Source organism: Ralstonia condita (genome assembly GCF_958405655.1).
GTDB lineage: Bacteria > Pseudomonadota > Gammaproteobacteria > Burkholderiales > Burkholderiaceae > Ralstonia > Ralstonia condita.
The window spans coordinates 1,394,850-1,411,995 of record NZ_CATYWO010000001.1 but is presented as its reverse complement, the minus strand read 5'-3'; the positions used below and the strand labels follow the sequence as shown (position 1 = coordinate 1,411,995).

General features: G+C 64.2%; 16 protein-coding genes. 1 reads left to right on the top strand and 15 read right to left on the bottom strand.

What is annotated here, in order from left to right; all coding sequences use genetic code 11:
* Nucleotides 1-481 precede the first annotated feature (481 nt).
* The 6 genes from R2N03_RS06605 to R2N03_RS06580 all read right to left on the bottom strand — a co-directional run bounded on the left by R2N03_RS06605 (nt 482) and on the right by R2N03_RS06580 (nt 7,456).
* On the bottom strand, nt 482-1,318 hold the full coding sequence (locus tag R2N03_RS06605) for an ABC transporter permease (RefSeq protein ID WP_316656451.1): 837 nt from the start codon (nt 1,316-1,318) through the stop codon (nt 482-484).
* A gap of 16 nt (nt 1,319-1,334) precedes the next feature.
* Entirely contained in the window at nt 1,335-2,603 is a 1,269-nt protein-coding gene (locus R2N03_RS06600; RefSeq protein ID WP_316656449.1) for an ABC transporter permease, read from the bottom strand.
* 103 nt (nt 2,604-2,706) lie between these two features.
* Nucleotides 2,707-3,747, bottom strand: a complete 1,041-nt coding sequence (locus tag R2N03_RS06595) for an ABC transporter substrate-binding protein (RefSeq protein ID WP_316656447.1) — start codon at nt 3,745-3,747, stop codon at nt 2,707-2,709.
* Between the two features lie 71 nt (nt 3,748-3,818).
* On the bottom strand, nt 3,819-4,907 hold the full coding sequence (locus R2N03_RS06590; protein ID WP_232042868.1) for an ABC transporter ATP-binding protein: 1,089 nt from the start codon (nt 4,905-4,907) through the stop codon (nt 3,819-3,821).
* 441 nt (nt 4,908-5,348) lie between these two features.
* Nucleotides 5,349-6,767: a sensor histidine kinase gene (locus R2N03_RS06585; RefSeq protein WP_316656443.1), complete on the bottom strand. Its 1,419-nt coding sequence runs from the start codon at nt 6,765-6,767 to the stop codon at nt 5,349-5,351.
* Nucleotides 6,764-7,456 carry a response regulator gene (locus tag R2N03_RS06580; RefSeq protein ID WP_232042866.1) on the bottom strand — a complete coding sequence of 231 codons (693 nt, stop codon included), beginning with the start codon at nt 7,454-7,456 and terminating at the stop codon, nt 6,764-6,766. The genes R2N03_RS06585 and R2N03_RS06580 overlap by 4 nt, the downstream gene beginning before the upstream one ends.
* 207 nt (nt 7,457-7,663) lie before the next feature.
* Between R2N03_RS06580 and R2N03_RS06575 the strand changes: the two genes are divergently transcribed.
* Complete coding sequence (locus tag R2N03_RS06575; RefSeq protein ID WP_232042865.1) at nt 7,664-8,737, top strand: porin; 1,074 nt, start codon at nt 7,664-7,666, stop codon at nt 8,735-8,737.
* A gap of 84 nt (nt 8,738-8,821) precedes the next feature.
* Here R2N03_RS06575 and R2N03_RS06570 read toward each other — a convergent pair whose 3' ends face one another.
* The 9 genes from R2N03_RS06570 to R2N03_RS06530 all read right to left on the bottom strand — a co-directional run bounded on the left by R2N03_RS06570 (nt 8,822) and on the right by R2N03_RS06530 (nt 16,955).
* Nucleotides 8,822-9,922, bottom strand: coding sequence for a J domain-containing protein (locus R2N03_RS06570; protein WP_316656438.1), 1,101 nt, complete (start codon nt 9,920-9,922; stop codon nt 8,822-8,824).
* A gap of 86 nt (nt 9,923-10,008) precedes the next feature.
* Nucleotides 10,009-10,803: an ABC transporter ATP-binding protein gene (locus R2N03_RS06565; RefSeq protein WP_316656436.1), complete on the bottom strand. Its 795-nt coding sequence runs from the start codon at nt 10,801-10,803 to the stop codon at nt 10,009-10,011.
* A gap of 1 nt (nt 10,804) precedes the next feature.
* The gene (locus tag R2N03_RS06560) at nt 10,805-11,713 is read right to left on the bottom strand and encodes an ABC transporter permease (protein ID WP_316656435.1); all 909 of its coding nucleotides are present in this window, start codon (nt 11,711-11,713) and stop codon (nt 10,805-10,807) included.
* 175 nt (nt 11,714-11,888) lie between these two features.
* Nucleotides 11,889-12,869 (bottom strand): ABC transporter substrate-binding protein, encoded by a 981-nt coding sequence (locus tag R2N03_RS06555; protein ID WP_316656433.1) that lies wholly within the window; start codon nt 12,867-12,869, stop codon nt 11,889-11,891.
* Between the two features lie 280 nt (nt 12,870-13,149).
* Nucleotides 13,150-13,947 carry a peptidylprolyl isomerase gene (locus R2N03_RS06550; protein ID WP_316656431.1) on the bottom strand — a complete coding sequence of 266 codons (798 nt, stop codon included), beginning with the start codon at nt 13,945-13,947 and terminating at the stop codon, nt 13,150-13,152.
* A 42-nt stretch (nt 13,948-13,989) separates the two neighbouring features.
* On the bottom strand, nt 13,990-14,262 hold the full coding sequence (locus tag R2N03_RS06545) for a BolA family protein (RefSeq protein WP_316656430.1): 273 nt from the start codon (nt 14,260-14,262) through the stop codon (nt 13,990-13,992).
* Nucleotides 14,262-14,834 (bottom strand): septation protein A, encoded by a 573-nt coding sequence (locus tag R2N03_RS06540; protein WP_316656429.1) that lies wholly within the window; start codon nt 14,832-14,834, stop codon nt 14,262-14,264. Before R2N03_RS06540 ends, R2N03_RS06545 begins: the two co-directional genes overlap by 1 nt.
* A 34-nt stretch (nt 14,835-14,868) precedes the next feature.
* Nucleotides 14,869-15,255, bottom strand: coding sequence for a peptide-methionine (R)-S-oxide reductase MsrB (gene msrB / locus R2N03_RS06535; protein WP_316656428.1), 387 nt, complete (start codon nt 15,253-15,255; stop codon nt 14,869-14,871).
* A 116-nt stretch (nt 15,256-15,371) separates the two neighbouring features.
* Nucleotides 15,372-16,955: a protein adenylyltransferase SelO gene (locus R2N03_RS06530; RefSeq protein WP_316656426.1), complete on the bottom strand. Its 1,584-nt coding sequence runs from the start codon at nt 16,953-16,955 to the stop codon at nt 15,372-15,374.
* Between the last annotated feature and the right edge of the window lie 191 nt (nt 16,956-17,146).

The following is a 17,146-nucleotide window of genomic DNA, read 5'->3' as shown; positions in this document are numbered from 1 at the left end:
GGGGAGGGGAAGGAGCCAAACTCGCTGCGCTCAGACAAGGCTCCTTCCTTTTTCCTCCCCGCAACAAAAATCCAAGGCGCCATCTAGGGCAGGAACGTCAAAGGCCACACCGACGGTGTGCTGGCCTGGGTGGTAGTTATTTTTGCTGGTGTTGCTCGCCTTGCTTCGCGTTGTGCTGTTGGTGCCTGCTGCACGGGTGATCGATGGTTTGGCCTTTGACTTTCCTGCCCTATGCGGCGCCTTGAATTTCTGTTGCAAGGAGGAAAAAGGAAGGGAAACTGTCTGAGCGAAGCGAGTTTTTCCCTTCCCCTCCTTGCGACATAAATTCAAGGAGGGGTTCGCCGCATCGGGCGCGCCTTTCTTTGCTTACTTTCTTTGGCAAGACAAAGAAAGTGAGTCAGCCCCGGCAGGGGATGAAACAAGGGATGGACCACAAGAAACAATCCAAACCAAAAGCCCAAACAACCAAAACCAAAAACCCTTACGCCACCGCCTTAGCCGCAGCCCGCCCCCGCAACCACTCAAACGTCAACAGCAGCCCCGTCGAGAACACAATCAGAATCGTCGCCAGCGCTGCAATCGTCGGCGAGATGTTCTCGCGGATGCCCGTGAACATCTGGCGCGGCAGCGTCACCTGATCGGCCCCCGCCAGGAAGAGCGTCACCACCACCTCATCGAACGACGTGGCAAACGCAAACAGCGCGCCGGAAATCACGCCCGGTGCGATGACGGGCAAGGTGATGCGGAAGAACGTCATAACTGGGTTGGCACCCAGCGACAGGCTCGCCCGCACGAGGTTGTGATTGAAGCCCTGCAGCGTCGCCAGCACGGTCGTCACCACAAACGGCACGCCCAGCGCCGCATGCGCGAGGATCAGCCCGATATACGTGTTGGCCAGCCCCAGCGGCGCGAAGAACAGGTACATGCCCACGCCGACCACCACCACCGGCACGATCATCGGCGACACCAGCACCGCCATCAGCAGGCCCTTGCCGCGGAAGTCCGCCTTGTTCAGCCCGATGGCGGCCAGGGTGCCGAGCGCTGTTGCGACGATCGTGGCGGCGGGGGCGACGATGAAGCTGTTCTTGGCCGCCATGCGCCATTCGTCAGACGTGACGAGGTTCTGGTACCAGCGCAGCGAATAGCTCGGAATCGGATACGAGAGGAACGTGCTCGACGAGAACGACAGCGGCACGATCACCAGCACCGGCAGCACGAGGTAGAGCAGCGTGAGCACGGCCAGGCCGCGCAGCGCGAAGTACCACATGCGCTCGACGAGCGAGGTGTGCGGGGCGAACATCGGTTTGGCGAGTTTCATTGTCGATGGGCTCCGTTCAACCAACGCGGACCTTGGGCCGCGTGAAGCGTCCATACACGGCGTACAGCACCAGCGTCGCCAGCAACAGCAGCGCACCCAGCGCGCACGCCATGCCCCAGTTGATCGTGACGTTGGTGAAGTAGGCCACGTAGTAGCTGACCATCTGGTCGTTCGGCCCGCCCAGCAGCGCGGGGGTGATGTAGTAACCGAGGGCCAGGATGAACACCAGCAGCGCGCCGGCGCCGATGCCCGGATACGTCTGCGGCACATACACGCGCCAGAACGCGGCAAACGGATGGCTGCCCAGCGACACGGCCGCGCGCTGGTACGTGGGCGGGATCGACTTCATCACGCTGTACAGCGGCAGGATCATGAACGGCAGCAGGATGTGCGTCATCGAGATGTACACGCCCACGCGGTTGAACAGCAGCGCCAGCGGCTCCTTGATGATGCCGAGGTCCATCAGCCCGTGGTTGATCAGGCCTTCGGTCTGCAGTAGCACGATCCACGCCGCCACGCGCACGAGGATGGACGTCCAGAACGGGATCAGCACCATCACCATGACGAGGTTGGCGCGGCGCTCCGGCAGCGAGGCAATCCAGTACGAGAGTGGATAGCCCAGCAGCAGGGCGAACAGCGTCACCATCGCGCTGATGACGAAGGTGCGGATGAACACCGTCACGTAGATCTGCTCGTCGGGGTCGGTCGCTTCGATATGGCCGAAGGCATCTTGCCGGTGGTCCAGCGCGGCCAGCAGGTAGAACGGCGACGTGCGGCTGCTGTTCTTGGCAATGGCCTGCCAATACGTGACATCGCCCCAGCGCTCGTCGAGTTCGAGCAGCTTGGCGCGGGTCTGGCCGGGCGTCAGCGTCAGTGCCTTGCCCTGGTCATCGGCCAGCGGCATCGCGCGAGCGGTCTTGGCAACCAGCGAGCGGAAGCCCGGGATTTCAGTGTTGAGGCGGCGGGCCAGTGCGCCCATCGCTTCGCCTTCGCTCACGATGGTGAGGTCTGCGGCGAGCGCGGCGTAGGCGGCGTCGGCCGGCGGGCTCTTGCGGTCCCAGTCCTTCAGGGCGATGACCGTCTTGGGCAGCGCGTCGGCCACCTCGGGGTTCTGCACGGCGCGCGTGAGCAGGGCGCCGATCGGCACGACAAAGATGAGCAGCAGGAAGATGGCGAGCGGCGCCACCAGCGCCAGGGCCATGGCACGCCTGCGCGCCTCAGCGCTCTTCAATTCGCGTTTGAGTTTGGCCGTCGAATCAGGAACCGATTCAGCCGCGATCGTCATGGTGTTCAATGCTGCCTCGCCATCGCTACGGGAATTCGTCCGCGCGGTTGCCTTGCCAAGCCGGCAGGGCACCGCGCGGTCACTGCGTTACACCGCTATGCGGTTACTTCGACGCCCACGAGGCGAAGCGCTGTTCCAGTTCGTCGCCGTGGTCGGTCCAGAACTGCAGGTTCTGCAGCACGGCGTTCTTGGCGTTCTCCGGCGAGTTCGGCATGTTCGCCTGCGTCTTGGCGTCCAGCGCCTTGATGGCCGCTACGTTGGCCGGGCCGTAGGCGATGTGCTTGGCGTACTCCTGCTGCGGCTTTTGCGACAGCGTGTAGGCGATGTACTGCTCGGCCAGCGCCTTGTTCGGCGTGCCCTTGGGGATGGCCCAGTAGTCCAGGTCGTAGATGCTGCCGTTCCAGACCACCTTCAGGTTCTTGCCTTCGCGCTGGGCTGCGTCGATGCGGCCGTTGAAGGCGGTGGACATCACCACGTCACCCGCCACCAGGAATTGCGGCGGCTGCGCGCCGGCTTCCCACCACTGGATGTTCGGCTTGAGCTGGTCGAGCTTCTTGAACGCGCGGTTCTGGCCGTCCTTGGTGGCCAGCACCTTGTACACGTCCTTGACGGGCACGCCGTCGGCCATCAGCGCGAATTCCAGGTTGCCGCGCGCACCCTTGCGCATGCCGCGCTTGCCCGGGAATTTCTTCACGTCCCAGAAATCGGCCCAGCCGGTCGGGGCGGTCTTGAGCTTGTCGGCGTTGTACGCCATCGCGGTCGACCACACGAAGAAGCCCACGCCGCAGGTGCTCGGCGACTCGGGGATCAGATCGGTCTTCTTGGCGATCTTGCTCCAGTCGAGCTTCTCGAACAGGCCTTCATCGCAGCCGCGGCCGATGTCGCCCGATTCCACTTCCACCACGTCCCAGTTGACGTGCTTGGCTTCGACCATGGCCTTGATCTTGGCCTGCTCGCCGTTGTACTCGACCACGGTGACCTTGTTGCCGGTCTGCGCCTCGAACGGCTTGTTGAAGGCCGCCTTCTGCGCGTCGCCATTGGCGCCGCCGAAGTTGACGACGGTGATTTCCGATGCGTGCGCGCCGAATGCAATGGCGAACGCACCGGCAAGCACGGACAGACGCGTCTTTGTGATGTGTTTCATTCCTGGCTCCTCTTATTGGCGTGTGGGTACAACGTGTGGTCGTGGCATGCGGGCAGGGTTGCCCGCGTGCGTCATGCAAAAACGCGCAGGTGTTCGGGTGCGAACTCAAGCTGGATCGGTGCGCCGGGTGCGAAGCCTTCGAGCGCGCGCGTGCCCAGCGGCACCTTCACGAAACATTCGGGTTGATCGGGCAGGGCACAGCGCATGCGCACGTGGTCGCCAAAGTAGACGAGGCCCCGCGTCTGCCCCGTGATGGCGTTGCCGGCAGCGGAGGCACCCTCGGCCAGGCGCATGCGCTCGGGGCGGATGCAGCCGGTGGCGGTGGCCCCCACGTTGGCGCCGGCGATGTTGCGGCCCATGATGCGGGCGCCGTCGTTGAGCTGCAGTTCGCAGTAGTCGCCGTCGACGCGGGTGACGGTGCCGCGCAGCGTGTTGCTGTCGCCGATGAAGTTGGCGACGAACTCGTTGCAGGGGCGTTCGTAGAGGCTGTCCACGGTGTCGAGCTGCTGCACGATGCCTTTGTCGAACACGGCCACGCGGTCGGACATGGTGAGTGCCTCGCCCTGGTCGTGCGTCACGTAGACGAAGGTCACGCCGAGCTTTTCGTGCAGCGATTTCAGCTCGTACTGCATGTGTTCGCGCAGTTGCTTGTCGAGTGCGCCCAGCGGTTCGTCCATCAGCACGAGCTTGGGCTCGAACACCAGCGCGCGGGCCAGCGCAATACGCTGCTGCTGGCCGCCCGAGAGCTGCGCGGGGTAGCGCTTGGCAAAGCCTTCCATGCGGACCATCTGCAGGGCCTTGTGCACGCGGTCTGCACGCTCGCTGGCGGGAATCTTGCGCACCGTCAGCGGGTATTCCACGTTTTGCGCGACCGTCAGGTGCGGAAACAGCGCGTAGTTCTGGAACACCATGCCGATGTTGCGCTTGTGCGGCGGCACATTGTTGAGCAGCGCGCCTTCCAGGCGGATCTCACCGCCGGTCGGGAATTCGAACCCGGCCAGCATCATCAGGCACGTGGTCTTGCCCGACCCGGAGGGGCCCAGCAGGGTCAGGAATTCGCCCTGGTAGATGTCCAGGTCCAGATGCTTGACCACGAGGGTCTCGCCGTCATACGTCTTGCGTACACCGCGAAAGCTGACGATCACGTCGTCGGTCTTCATTGCTGCCTCCTGCCGTTCTCCGATCCTTTCGGGTCGGTCAACATGCCGTGTTGTGACGAATTGTTGATGGACTATAGCGGCTCATTGTTCTGCAAAGTGGACCCAATCCTGGTTATTTGATGGAGCCATTTTTAGCGACACCTCAGGCGCGGCCTACGGGCGTGCGGGCCGCGGCACCACAATAGGGAAAACCCCGGATGCCTTGCCCGAGCAAGCTCGGCGGCCGATCGTGTGGTGGTTGCGATGTGTTTGAGTTTAGGTCGTGCGCCAGCCCACGTGCGGCGGGCATAACAGCGCGCGGATGGAACCAATTTTGGCGGAACAGCGGGCCGGGTCAGGGCGCGTGGAATTGGTGCGCCGCGTCGTCACGCAAATGGTGCACGGCGTTGGGCAGGTGTGTGGAGCGCTAGGAAGACGATGTTGTCGTGCAGCAACCCGCGTTCAGGCGGGCGTGTCCTCAGCCAACGCCAGGGCCAGGTAGACGCTCACGGTCAGGCCCCCACCGGGTGTTTCAGACAGCGCGACCGTGCCGCCGTGCAGGCGAGCGATCTCGCGGACGATCGCCAGCCCCAGCCCGCTGCCGTCGTGGCCTTCCGATGCGGCACCGCGATAGAAACGGCCGAACACAGCATCGCGCTCGGGCACGGCAATGCCGGGGCCATCGTCTTCCACTTGCAGCACGGCCTGCTCGCCGAGCATCGCCATCGCCTGCCGCTTGACCCGCAGCGTGACGCGCGCGCCGTTTCCGGCGTAGAGGATGGCGTTGTCGAGCAGGTTGCTGATCAGCTCCTGCAGCCATTGGGATTCGCCCGCGATCGTCACGGGTTCGCCTTCAAAGCCGAGGTCGACGCCGGATCGGCGCGCAACGGGCGCCAGTTCCAGCGCGACATCGCCGGCCAGTGTGTCCAGGCGCAGCGGCTGGAGCTGCGGTGCGTAGCCGCTGTCGGTCTCCAGGCGCGAGAGCGACAGCAGTTGCTGCACGCCCCGCGCGGCCTGGCGCACGGTGCCGTGCAGCGGCTCAAGGTGGCGGCGGATGCGTTCTCCATCGGGCTCGCGCAGCGCGAGTTCGGACTGCGCCTGGATCACGGCCAGCGGCGTCTTCAATTGATGTGCGGCATCGGCAAAGAAGCGCTTGCGGGCTTGCACCATGCGCAGCAGGCGCGCCACATATTGATTGATGGCCTCGACCAGCGGAGCCACTTCCGCCGGTAAGCCTTGCTGCGGTAGCGGGGCAAGCTCATCGGTACCGCGTCCGGTAACGGTCTCGCTCAGTTGGCGCAGTGGTCGCAGACCCCGCCTGATACCCAGCCAGACAATGCCGACCGCCAGCACCACGAGCAGGCCCTCTTGCTGGAGGGAGCCCGCCAGGATCTCGTGCGCCAGCGCCTCGCGCGGCTCCAAGGTCTCACCCACCAACAGCCACACGAGCTGGATCTGGGCAGACTGGGCGTCGCGTACGGGCACGGCTTGCGCAGCCAGGCGCACGGGCATGCCCTGGAATTCGCTGTCGTAAAAGACGGAGCGATAGGGCGCCGGCCGCCGCCCGGTCGGCATGGGCAGATCGTCATAACCGGTCAGCGTCTTGCCGTTGGCATCAGTCAGGCGATAGAAGACGCTGCTGCCGGTTTCCGATTGCAGAACGTCCAGCGCGAGGTAGGGCAGGTCGATGGCGAACTGCTTGTCGCGAAGGCGCACGCCCTCACGCATGGCCTTGAGCGACGCTTCGAGCGTACGGTCGAACGCGGCGTTTGCAGCCGTCATGGCCCGCGCGTACGTAAGCCACGCGTCGAGCGCGAGCAGCCCCATGAGCGGCAGCAGCAGCCAGAACGAAAGCTGTCGGCGCAGGGTGGGCGGGCTCATCGGCCTGCGGTCGCGGTCGTGCTGGGCGTGGCTTCCAGCAGATAGCCGAGACCGCGCAGCATGACGATGGCCACGCCGCTGCCGTCGAGTTTTTTGCGCAGGCGGTGCACGTAGATCTCGATGGCATCGGCGTTGACCGATTCGTTGATGCTGAAGATCTTTTCCGAGATGGCGGCCTTGTTGACAGCGCGGCCATCGCGCAGCATCAGCACCTCCAGCACGGCGCGCTCGCGGCCGGTGAGGGCGAGCAGTTCGCCATGAAGCGTGAAGGCCCCGCTGATGCCGTCGTAGTGCAGCGGGCCGCATTGCAGCTGCGTGCTCTCGTGCCCGTGGCTGCGGCGGATGAGCGCCCGGGCGCGGGCCTCCACTTCGGTCAGGTCGAACGGTTTCGCAAGGTAATCGTCAGCCCCGAGGTTCAGGCCGCGCACGCGTTCTTCCACGGCGCCATGTGCGGTCAGGATCATCACGGGCAGCGGGTTCTTGCGGGCGCGCAGGCGGCGCAGCACTTCCAGTCCGTCCAGGCGCGGCAGGCCAATGTCGAGAATGGCCAGGGCGTAGTCCTGCGTGGTGAGCAGCAAGTCGGCCGCGTGGCCGTCATGCACGCAATCGACCGTGAAGCCGGCCTGGCCGAGGGCTTCTTCCAGCGTGCTGGCCAGCTTCAGGTTGTCTTCCACCAACAGGATGCGCATATCGGACGTCTCTCAATCAGCCGCAGAGGAATACAGACATCGCCGCATGTTTTGAAGCTAGGGAAACCCCCGAGAACACCGCGACACACACCGGCAATTTCCCGCCAATCGAAAGTGAACTGAAAGTGCGCCCCTCATACGATCCGTCCCGCCCAAAGCCCCTGTGACCGGGGCTCTTGCGCAAGGACAACGAATAAGGGAGACCTGATGAACAAGACTTCGATGGCGCTGGCCGTGGTTGCGCTTGCCACCGCCACCACGGCCGGCACGGCCGCCGCACAATCCTCCAACGTGACCCTGTACGGGATCATGGATTCGGGTATCGAGTACGTGAACCACGCCGGCCCGAACGGCGGCAGCGCCACGCGCCTCGTCTCGGGGGGCAAGAACACGTCGCGCTGGGGCATGCGCGGCACGGAAGACCTGGGCGGCGGCCTGAAGGCCGTGTTCAACCTGGAAAGCGGCATCGCCATCGACACCGGCAAGCTCGACACCGACAACACGCTGTTCGACCGCCGCGCGGTGGTTGGTCTGGCGGGCGGCTTCGGGCAAGTGGTGGCAGGTCGCACCTTCACGACCACGTACGACTTCATGCTGCCGTACGACCCGATGGGCTACGCGCCGAACTACTCGTGGGCAACGTCGTCCACGGCCACGGGCGATCGCAAGGACGGCCTGTTCTCGCGCGCCTCCAACGCTGTGCGCTATGACGGCAAGTTTGGCGGTCTGAAGCTGGGTGCCACCGTGGGCTTTGGCGAGGCGGCCGGCAACTTCAAGAGCAGCTCGAAGTACGACCTTGGGGTCGGCTACAGCGTGGGCGGCTTCTCGGCCGCAGTCACGTGGGATCGCCAGAACGGGGCGGGCACCAGCACCACGCCGGCAGACACGACCGATTACATCCAGGGCATCCATGCCGGTGCCAGCTACGATTTCGGTGCACTGAAGCTGTTTGCGGGCTACCGCAACTACAAGCGCGCCTTTACCACGGCCGCTGCCAGCCTGCGCAGCGACATGTACTGGGCGGGTGCCAGCTATGACGTGACGCCGGCTTTCACACTGTACGGCGCGGTGTACAAGCAGAACATCAAGGACGGCACGGATGCCGATCCGATCCTGTTCTCCGTGCGCGGCCAGTACGCACTGTCCAAGCGCACGACGGCGTATCTGTCTGCCGGTTATGCCAAGGCCAAGAACGGCCAGAACGTGAGCCTGTCGCGCGACGTGATCGGCTACGCCAACAACCAGGTTGGCGTGACGATGGGCCTGCAGCACCGCTTCTGATCGGCCAATCGAACGATCGCTGTAAAGAACACGGGCACCTTCGGGTGCCCGTTCTGTTGGATCGGTGCGCAGCTCAACAGGCCATCAGTCGAGCACTGGGCGGGATTTCAGCATGCGCCGCACGTCTTTGAAATCGTCAAAGGCGGCAAGGTCCTGCTCGATATTGCGGACGTGTTGGCGCAGCGCTGCGATGTCGATATCGAGCTTTTGCAAGATGGCGTCCGGCGGAAGTGCCCCGAACCGCTGATACCCGTATGTGTACCGAAACGTCGTCTCGACACGATGGATTTGCCGGTCCAGCTCGCGCACCTGGTCTTTCAGGATCTGGTTGTAATGCGTCAGCCGCGTTTCGCTGATCTGGTTGATCGAGCGCTGGTCGATGTGCTCCAGCTCAAGTTGCAACTCCAGCAGTTGCAGCAGGTTGTTCTTGTCGTAAGCCTCGTTGACGCGCTGCATGAGCCGCGTCTTCCGGTCGCGCTCCTGCGGACCGCTCTCTCGGTCGGGGTGCAGGGCGCTGGCGAGCTTGCGATAGACCTCGCGGATGGAGATGCTGATCTGCGCCTGTTCGTCTTCCTCCCGCGCTTCTGCCGCAAGTTGCTTCGGAGATTTCTTTCGCGCGGCCCGGCGGGCTTCACGCCTGGTTGCGGCGGCGGCCTTTTTCGCGGCGCGTTGCTCGATGTGCGCGCGGGCGCGTTGCAGTAGCGCTTCCTCTGAATGGACATCCGCGTCGTCGCCCAGGTCGACGCCGAGGGCGGCCTTCAGCCTTGCCTTCATCTCTGCAGCTTGCAGCGCGGCTTCCCGGTCGAAGTCCGTGCCGCTGTACTTGTTGTAAAGCGCCTTCAGGCTTGTGTCTTCATCGATCAGATCGCGTGTCAGATCGATGATGAGGGCGGATATCTTGCGGCGCTCGGCCTTGGTGAAGGCCTCGTGCTCGTAGATCTGGTCCAGGCTGCGCACAAAGCGGATTTGCAATGCGATGCGGCTGCGCTCCAGCGGCAGGAACTCGCCGGCATATCGGCTCTGGAACTGAACGGTGGACGTCTCCCAATCCGCCAGCCGCTTGCGCCGATTCTCGATCTGCTTGATCAGCGCGTTGAATGCTTTCTGGCCTTTTGTCAGCGCTGATGAGTCGTCCGCATGCTGATCGGGCGCGATGCTGATGGCAGGGCGGTGGGCCTTGGTCATGGAGCGGAAATGTCGCGGGCTCCGCTAAGGGAGCCCGGTCTGTGTGTGATGTGCCCTGAGCGTCGTGTTGACGCCCAGGAACGGGATCAGCCCAGCAACAGCGCGTCGTCGTCCACCTTGGCGCCGCGCGTTTCCTCGAACTTCTGCAGCAGGTGCGGCACGTCCAGGCCGCGGCGTTCCTCGCCTTGCACGTCGAGGATCACGTTGCCCTGGTGCAGCATCACCGTGCGATCGCCGTAGTCGAGCGCCTGGCGCATGGAGTGCGTCACCATCATCGTCGTCAGCTTGCTCTCCGAGACGATCTTGGCGGTCAGCTCCAGCACGAAGGCGGCCGTTTTCGGGTCCAGCGCGGCGGTGTGCTCGTCCAGCAGCAGGATGCGCGAGGGCTGCAGCGAGGCCATCAACAGACTCACGGCCTGGCGCTGGCCGCCCGAGAGCAGGCCGATGCGATCGGTCAGGCGGTTTTCCAGGCCCAAGTCCAGCCGGCGCAGTTGCTCGCGGAAGATCTCACGCCACTTGCGGTTGGTGGCGAACGAGAAACCGCGACGCTGCCCGCGGCACATGGCCAACGACATGTTCTCTTCGATGGTCAGGTTTTCGCAGGTGCCGGCCATCGGGTCCTGGAACACGCGGGCGACCATGTTGGCGCGCTGCCAGGCGGTTTTGCGCGTGACATCGACACCGTCGATGGTGATGCGGCCGGAGTCGACCAGTTGGTCGCCGCTGATGGAGTTCAGGAACGTCGACTTGCCGGCACCGTTCGAGCCGATCACGGCCACGAACTGGCCTGACGGAATCTCCAGCGACAAGCCGCGCAGCGCGCGCGTCTCGATGGGCGTGCCGGGGTTGAAGGTGAGGGTGAGTCCTTGTGCGCTCAGCATGTCAGTTCCCCTTGGTACCGGTCTTGGCCAGCTTGCCGAACACCTTGCGACGCATGCCGGGCAGCACCAGGGCGATCACCACCAGCGCAGCGGTCACCATGTTCAGATCCTGCGCCTGCAGGCCGATGAAATCGCTGTTGAGCGCAAGGGCGATGAAGAAGCGATACAGGATCGCGCCGACCACCACGGCCAGCGTGGTCAGCACCAGGCGGCGGGCCGGCAGCACGGTCTCGCCGATGATGACGGCGGCCAGGCCAATGACGATGGTGCCGATGCCCATCGATACATCAGCGCCGCCTTGCGTCTGTGCATATAGCGCGCCGGCAAGCGCCACCAGTGCATTGGAGAGCGCCATGCCGGCCAGCGTCGCCGCGCCGGTGGCGATGCCCTGTGCACGCGCCATGCGCGGGTTCGCGCCAGTGGCGCGCAGCGACAGGCCGATCTGCGTGGAGAAGAACCAGTCCACCAGCAGCTTGACCACTACCACCACGACGGCCAGCAGCACGGGGCGGAACACGTAGTCGGGCATCCAATCCGGCTGCAGCAGCGAGAAGACGGTCGGCTCGGTGATGAGCGGCACGTTCGGCTTGCCCATGATGCGCAGGTTGACCGAGTACAGCGCGATCATCATCAGGATACTGGCGAGCAGATCCATGATCTTCAGGCGCACGTTCAGCCAGCCCGTAATGAAGCCGGCAACTGCGCCGGCCAGCGTGCCACCCAGCGTCGCCATGAACGGATCGTGTCCGCCCGCGATCAACGTGGCTGCGACTGCGCCGCCCATTGGGAAGCTGCCGTCAACAGTGAGGTCAGGGAAGTTGAGGATGCGGAAGGAAATCAGCACCCCAAGCGCCACGAGACTGAAGATCAGACCGATCTCCAGGGCGCCGAGCAATGAAAACAGTGACATGACAGAGTAGGGCGCGATGGTTGGGCACCGGCCTGTGTGCAATGAACGGGGACGCTTGTGGGTAGCAGCGTAAGCGCCCGGCCATTATGCGGCGGATAGCCGCGTTGGGGCTCGGGCTGCCAGACCCGCGCCAGGCCGGCTCCGTCAGGCGGAAGCCGACCCGGCGCCTTGCGAGTTACTTGATGACTTCCTTGGCGTCCTTCAGCAGGTCCGCCGACAGGGTCGCACCTTGCTTCTTGGCCGCGCCTTCGTTCACGAACAGTTCCAGGTCGGAGCTGCCGGCCGACGCAATCGCACCCGGCTTCTCACCCTTCAGGATGCGGGCGACGACCTTGCCGGTCTGCTGGCCCAGCTTGTAGTAGTTGATGCCCAGCGCAGCGATGGCGCCACGCTTCACGCTGTCAGTGTCGCCGGCAACCAGCGGAATCTTCGCTTCGTTGGCCACCTTCACCAGCGATTCGTACGCCGACACCACGTTGTTGTCGGTGTTCGTGTAGATCACGTCGACCTTGCCGATCAGGTTCTTGGCCGCCGGCGCGATGTCCACGGTACGCGGTGCAGCTGATTCCACCAGCGTCATGCCCTGCGCCGGCAGCAGCTTCTTCAGCTCGTTGACGACCACCACGGAGTTGGCTTCGCCCGGGTTGTAAACCATGCCCACGCGCTTGGCATTCGGCACCACACGCTTGATCAGCGCAATCTGCTTGTCCAGCGGCAGTTTGTCGGATACGCCCGTCACGTTGGTGCCGGTCGGCGCCCAGCTCTTGACCAGTTGCGCGGCAACCGGATCGGTCACGCCCGAGTACACCACCGGGATCGTCTTGGTGGCAGCCACGACAGCCTGCGCCGACGGGGTGGCGATCGCGATGATGGCGTCCGGCTTGTCGCCGATGAACTTGCGGGCGATCTGCGCGGCCGTGGCGGGGCTGCCTTGGGCGCTCTGGTATTCCCACTTCAGGTTCTTGCCTGCGTCAAAGCCTTCGGCCTTGAGCTGTTCCTTGGCGCCATCGCGGATGGCGTCGAGCGCGGGGTGCTCAACGATGGCCAGCACTTCGACCGACTTCGTGGCCTGTGCAAGCGCTGGCGTGGCCTGCAACAGCGCCACCGGAATGGCAGCGAGCGCGGCAATACGGAAAGCGTTCTTGAAGCTGGACATAAGGATCTCCTGTTTCCTTTTGGGTGGTTTCGCTCGAGCCGCGGGCGGGGTAGGCCCGGGCCGGCGTGGTTGGATTTCAGACGTTCTTGGGCGCACCGAAGCAGTGCAACGCCGGCGCACGTGGCCGCACATTATGAGACAAATGACGCTGCTTTTCAGCAAACGCTTCAAACGGGGCGTGGCTGCGCCAAAACGTCCGGCGAGGCGCAGCGTGCGCCAGGTCATGAAATCAAAAAGGGGCACACGGCCCCTTTTCTTGACTGCCCCAGCGGGCCGATGCTTACTGGATCTTCGCCTTTTCGCGCAGGTCCTTCAGCATGGCCTGGAACTTGGCACGCTGCCAGTTCTGATCGCCCATCATCATCTCGAGCAGTTGCGGCTTGACGTCTTCGTACGACGGGATCTTCGCATCGCGCGTGTCGTCCAGGCGGATCACGTGCCAGCCGAACTGCGTCTTGACCGGCGTCTGGGTGATTTCACCCTTTTTTAGCGCGGTAAGCGCCGCCGAGAATTCCGGCACGTAGGTGCTCGGGTTGGCCCAGTCCAGATCACCGCCATTGGCGCCCGATCCCTTGTCCTTCGATTGCGCCTTGGCGATGTCTTCAAACTTGGCGCCGGCCTTCAGCTTGGCGATGATGGCCTTCGCGTCGGCTTCCTTGTCCACCAGGATGTGGTGGGCGTGATATTCCTTGCCGTTGCCGAACTGCGACTTGATCTTGTCGTACTGCTTGTGCAGTTCGTCTTCGGTGGCGGGGCTGTTCTTGACGTAGTCCTCGAACTCGGCGGCCACCAGGACGTTCAGGCGGGCCTGTGCGAGCTGTTCCTGCACGTCATCGCGTTCGAGCAGGCCGCGCTTGGTGGCGTCCTGTTCGATCAACTCGCGGTCGATCAGCATGTCGCGGGCGCGGTTGCGCAGCTCCGGCGATTCGGGCTGGCCCGACTTCTTGATCAGCGCGTCCACCTTGGCGCTCGGGATGGCTTTGCCGTTGACTACGGCGGCGTTCTGGGCCAGGGCCGGTGCGGCGGTCGCAGCAAGGGCAACAGCCAGCAGGCTGGCGGTGAGGCTGGAAATCTTCATGGGATTGCGTTCGAGGGAAGGACGAGTGAGCGAGGAAGGCGCTTACGTGTTTTCTTCGGGAGTGACCGCGCGGATCGCCAGGGCATGAATGGCTGCGGGCCACAGCGTGCGCAGCGCATCATACACCATGCGATGACGCGCCAAACGGTTCTTGCCGGCAAAGGCCGTACTGACAATATCGACGTTGTAGTGCCCCCCGCCGGACGCAGCGCCAGCGTGCCCGGCGTGCTTGGCGCTGTCGTCCTCGACGACAAGGTGGGTGGGCTGGAAGGCCTCGCGCAGCAGGCGTTCGATTTCGCGCGGGTCAGCGGCCATCAGCGGTCTTCCTGAGCGTTGGAGTCATTGGCAGCATTGGCCGGACGTTCCTGCATGTGGCGCGCCAGCCAGATGCTCTGCACGATGATGAACATCACCATCAGGCCCATCGAGCCGAACAGCTTGAAGTTGACCCAGACGTCCGTGTCGAAGTGATACGCCACGTACAGGTTCAGGCCGCCCATGGCGAGGAAGAATGCCGCCCACACCAGGTTCAGACGGGCCCAGAGCGGATCGGGCAGCGAAACCTGCTGCTCCATCATGGCGCGGATGAGGTTCTTGCGAACGAACACCACGCTGCCCAGCAGCACCACGCCGAACAGCCAGTACAGCACTGTCGGCTTCCACTTGATGAAGGTTTCGTTGTGGAAGATGAGCGTCGCGCCGCCAAACACACCGATGATGAGCAGCGACAGCCACTGCATGGCGTCGACCTTGCGGTGCCGGAACCACACCCAGGCGATCTGCAGCACGGTGGCGACCATCGCGACGGTGGTCGCCACGTAAATGCCGGCCACCTTGAAGGCAGCAAAGAACAGGATGACCGGGAACAGATCGAACAGGAATTTCATGCGGGAACGCGCTTGTGCGGGCCTATGCGGAGGATCAATCGCCGAATTTTAGCGCAGCCGAGTTGATGCAATACCGCAGGCCGGTCGGAGCGGGGCCATCTTCGAAGACGTGACCCAGGTGCGCGCCGCAGTTTTTGCACTGCACCTCGATGCGCACCATGCCGTGCGAGTAGTCGGTCTTTTCGGCGATCACCTCGCCATTGATCGGCTGGAAATAGCTCGGCCAGCCGCAACCGGCGTCGAACTTGGTCGACGATTCAAACAGCGGCGTGCCGCAGCAGACGCAGTTGTAGATACCGCGATCCCAGTGATCCCAGTACTTGCCGGTAAAGGGGCGTTCGGTGGCGGCTTCGCGGGTGACGCGGTATTCGATGTCGGAGAGTTGGTCGCGCCACTCGGCGTCGGTTTTCTTGACGGTCATGGTGATGAGACTCCTGGTTGGTATCACCGGCGGCCTCGTGGGCGCCGGTCTGTGTTGGTCGTGCCGGGGTGTGGATCCTGACAGGCGCGGATGAGCGCACGGCATCGACTGGGCGGTTACGACGAGCAGCTCACTTCGAGCGACGCCGCCCAATCGGGCGCCGGTTGCGCGTAATGCTCAAAGCCAGCGTGCTCGTCAAACGGGCGGGCCAGCACGGCCCGCAGGTTTTCGACCTCGGAAAAGTCCTTCTCCCTCGCGCGCCGGATGGCGATTTCCGCCAGGTGGTTGCGCAGCACATATTTCGGGTTCACCCGGGACATGGCGGCAGCGCGCGCGTCGTCCGGTTGCGGTTCGGCCTGGAGGCGCTGGCGGTAGGCGCTCAGCCAGACGTCGGCGGCGGCGCGGTCGAAGAAGAAGTCGCGGACGGTGCGCGCTTGTGCCGCAGCAGGCGTATCGTCGCGACGCACCTCGGCCAGGTGGCGGAAGAAGAGCGTGTAGTCGGTGCGCTGGGCGTGCAGCAGCTTGAAGAGGTCACCGAAGAGGGTTTCGTCCTCGTCCCGCGCGGTGGTCAGCCCCAGCTTGGCCCGGTAGCGCGCGTAGAAGGCGGCACCGTAGGCATCGCGGTACGTCAGCAGGGTGTCTTGTGCGGCGTCGATGGCGGGCTGCGCCTGGGCTTCGTCGCTCAGATCGATAAAGGCGCCCGGATCGTCGCCAAACAGCGGCAGCAGGGCCTGCGCCAGGCAGAACAGATTCCAGTAGCCCATCTGCGGCTGCTGGGCGTAGGCGTAACGACCGCTGGTGTCCGAGTGGTTGCAGATGTGGTTGGCGTTGAAGCCATCGAGGAAGCCGAACGGGCCGTAGTCGAGCGTGAGGCCGAGGATCGACATGTTGTCGGTGTTCATCACGCCGTGGCAGAAGCCGACGGCCTGCCAGTCGGCCATGAGTTCTGCCGTGCGGCGGGCCACCTCGCGCAGCAGCGCGAGATAAGGCTGCACCTCGCTGCGGCAGGCGGGATAGAAGCGGTCGATGACGTAGTCGGCCAGCGCGCGCAACTGGGGCAACTGCTCGCTGGCGGAGAAATGTTCGAAGTGACCGAAACGCACGAAGGATGGGGCAAGCCGCGTCACCACGGCGGCGGTTTCGATCTCTTCACGACGCACCGGCGCGTCGCTGCCGGTGACGCACAGTGCACGCGTGGTCGGGATTCCCAGACCCGCCATCGCTTCGGAACAGAGGAATTCGCGGATGGACGAGCGCAGGACGGCACGTCCGTCGCCCATCCGCGAATACGGCGTCCGGCCTGCGCCCTTGAGCTGGATTTCGCAAGGCCCATCTGTCGTCTGGAGTTCTGCCAGCAGCAGCGCGCGCCCGTCGCCCAACTGGCCTGCCCACACCCCGAACTGATGGCCTGAATAGACGGTAGCGAGGGGCGTGCTCCAGGCGGGGACGGCGTTGCCGGTAAACGCATCCAGGCCGGCAGGCGTATCGAGTTCCGCGCGCGCAATGCCTAGCGAAGCTGCTGCTTCGGGCGAAAAGCCGACCAGATACGGCGCGCTTCCCGTCGGCATGGGCATGGGCCGCAGGCGCGTCAGGAAGCGCTCGCCCAGTGCGGAAAAGCCGGGCGTGGCGGGCGGCCGGCCGGCCCAGTCGAAGGGGCTCGCAAGGGAATCGTCAGGTTGGGCGGCAGTGGAGGGGGGCATAGGTCGAGGCGGCTGATTAGCACAGGAAACGGCGCAAAAACAGTGCCGAACCCTCAAATTTTGTGTGCTGCGCGGGGCGTTGGACCACGCGCTGCGTAGGGGAAAACGCCATGTTGAGATGCAACAAGACTATCGCGTATTGTACTTGCGAGTAAAAAAAGCTGCAGCCTGCCAACCGTTGCACCATAAGG

Coding starts and splice junctions, on each gene's coding strand:
- R2N03_RS06605 (WP_316656451.1), bottom strand. CDS start 1,318: ATGAAACTCGCCAAACCGATGTTCGCCCCGCACACCTCGCTCGTCGAG.
- R2N03_RS06600 (WP_316656449.1), bottom strand. CDS start 2,603: ATGACGATCGCGGCTGAATCGGTTCCTGATTCGACGGCCAAACTCAAA.
- R2N03_RS06595 (WP_316656447.1), bottom strand. CDS start 3,747: ATGAAACACATCACAAAGACGCGTCTGTCCGTGCTTGCCGGTGCGTTC.
- R2N03_RS06590 (WP_232042868.1), bottom strand. CDS start 4,907: ATGAAGACCGACGACGTGATCGTCAGCTTTCGCGGTGTACGCAAGACG.
- R2N03_RS06585 (WP_316656443.1), bottom strand. CDS start 6,767: ATGAGCCCGCCCACCCTGCGCCGACAGCTTTCGTTCTGGCTGCTGCTG.
- R2N03_RS06580 (WP_232042866.1), bottom strand. CDS start 7,456: ATGCGCATCCTGTTGGTGGAAGACAACCTGAAGCTGGCCAGCACGCTG.
- R2N03_RS06575 (WP_232042865.1), top strand. CDS start 7,664: ATGAACAAGACTTCGATGGCGCTGGCCGTGGTTGCGCTTGCCACCGCC.
- R2N03_RS06570 (WP_316656438.1), bottom strand. CDS start 9,922: ATGACCAAGGCCCACCGCCCTGCCATCAGCATCGCGCCCGATCAGCAT.
- R2N03_RS06565 (WP_316656436.1), bottom strand. CDS start 10,803: ATGCTGAGCGCACAAGGACTCACCCTCACCTTCAACCCCGGCACGCCC.
- R2N03_RS06560 (WP_316656435.1), bottom strand. CDS start 11,713: ATGTCACTGTTTTCATTGCTCGGCGCCCTGGAGATCGGTCTGATCTTC.
- R2N03_RS06555 (WP_316656433.1), bottom strand. CDS start 12,869: ATGTCCAGCTTCAAGAACGCTTTCCGTATTGCCGCGCTCGCTGCCATT.
- R2N03_RS06550 (WP_316656431.1), bottom strand. CDS start 13,947: ATGAAGATTTCCAGCCTCACCGCCAGCCTGCTGGCTGTTGCCCTTGCT.
- R2N03_RS06545 (WP_316656430.1), bottom strand. CDS start 14,262: ATGGCCGCTGACCCGCGCGAAATCGAACGCCTGCTGCGCGAGGCCTTC.
- R2N03_RS06540 (WP_316656429.1), bottom strand. CDS start 14,834: ATGAAATTCCTGTTCGATCTGTTCCCGGTCATCCTGTTCTTTGCTGCC.
- msrB (WP_316656428.1), bottom strand. CDS start 15,255: ATGACCGTCAAGAAAACCGACGCCGAGTGGCGCGACCAACTCTCCGAC.
- R2N03_RS06530 (WP_316656426.1), bottom strand. CDS start 16,955: ATGCCCCCCTCCACTGCCGCCCAACCTGACGATTCCCTTGCGAGCCCC.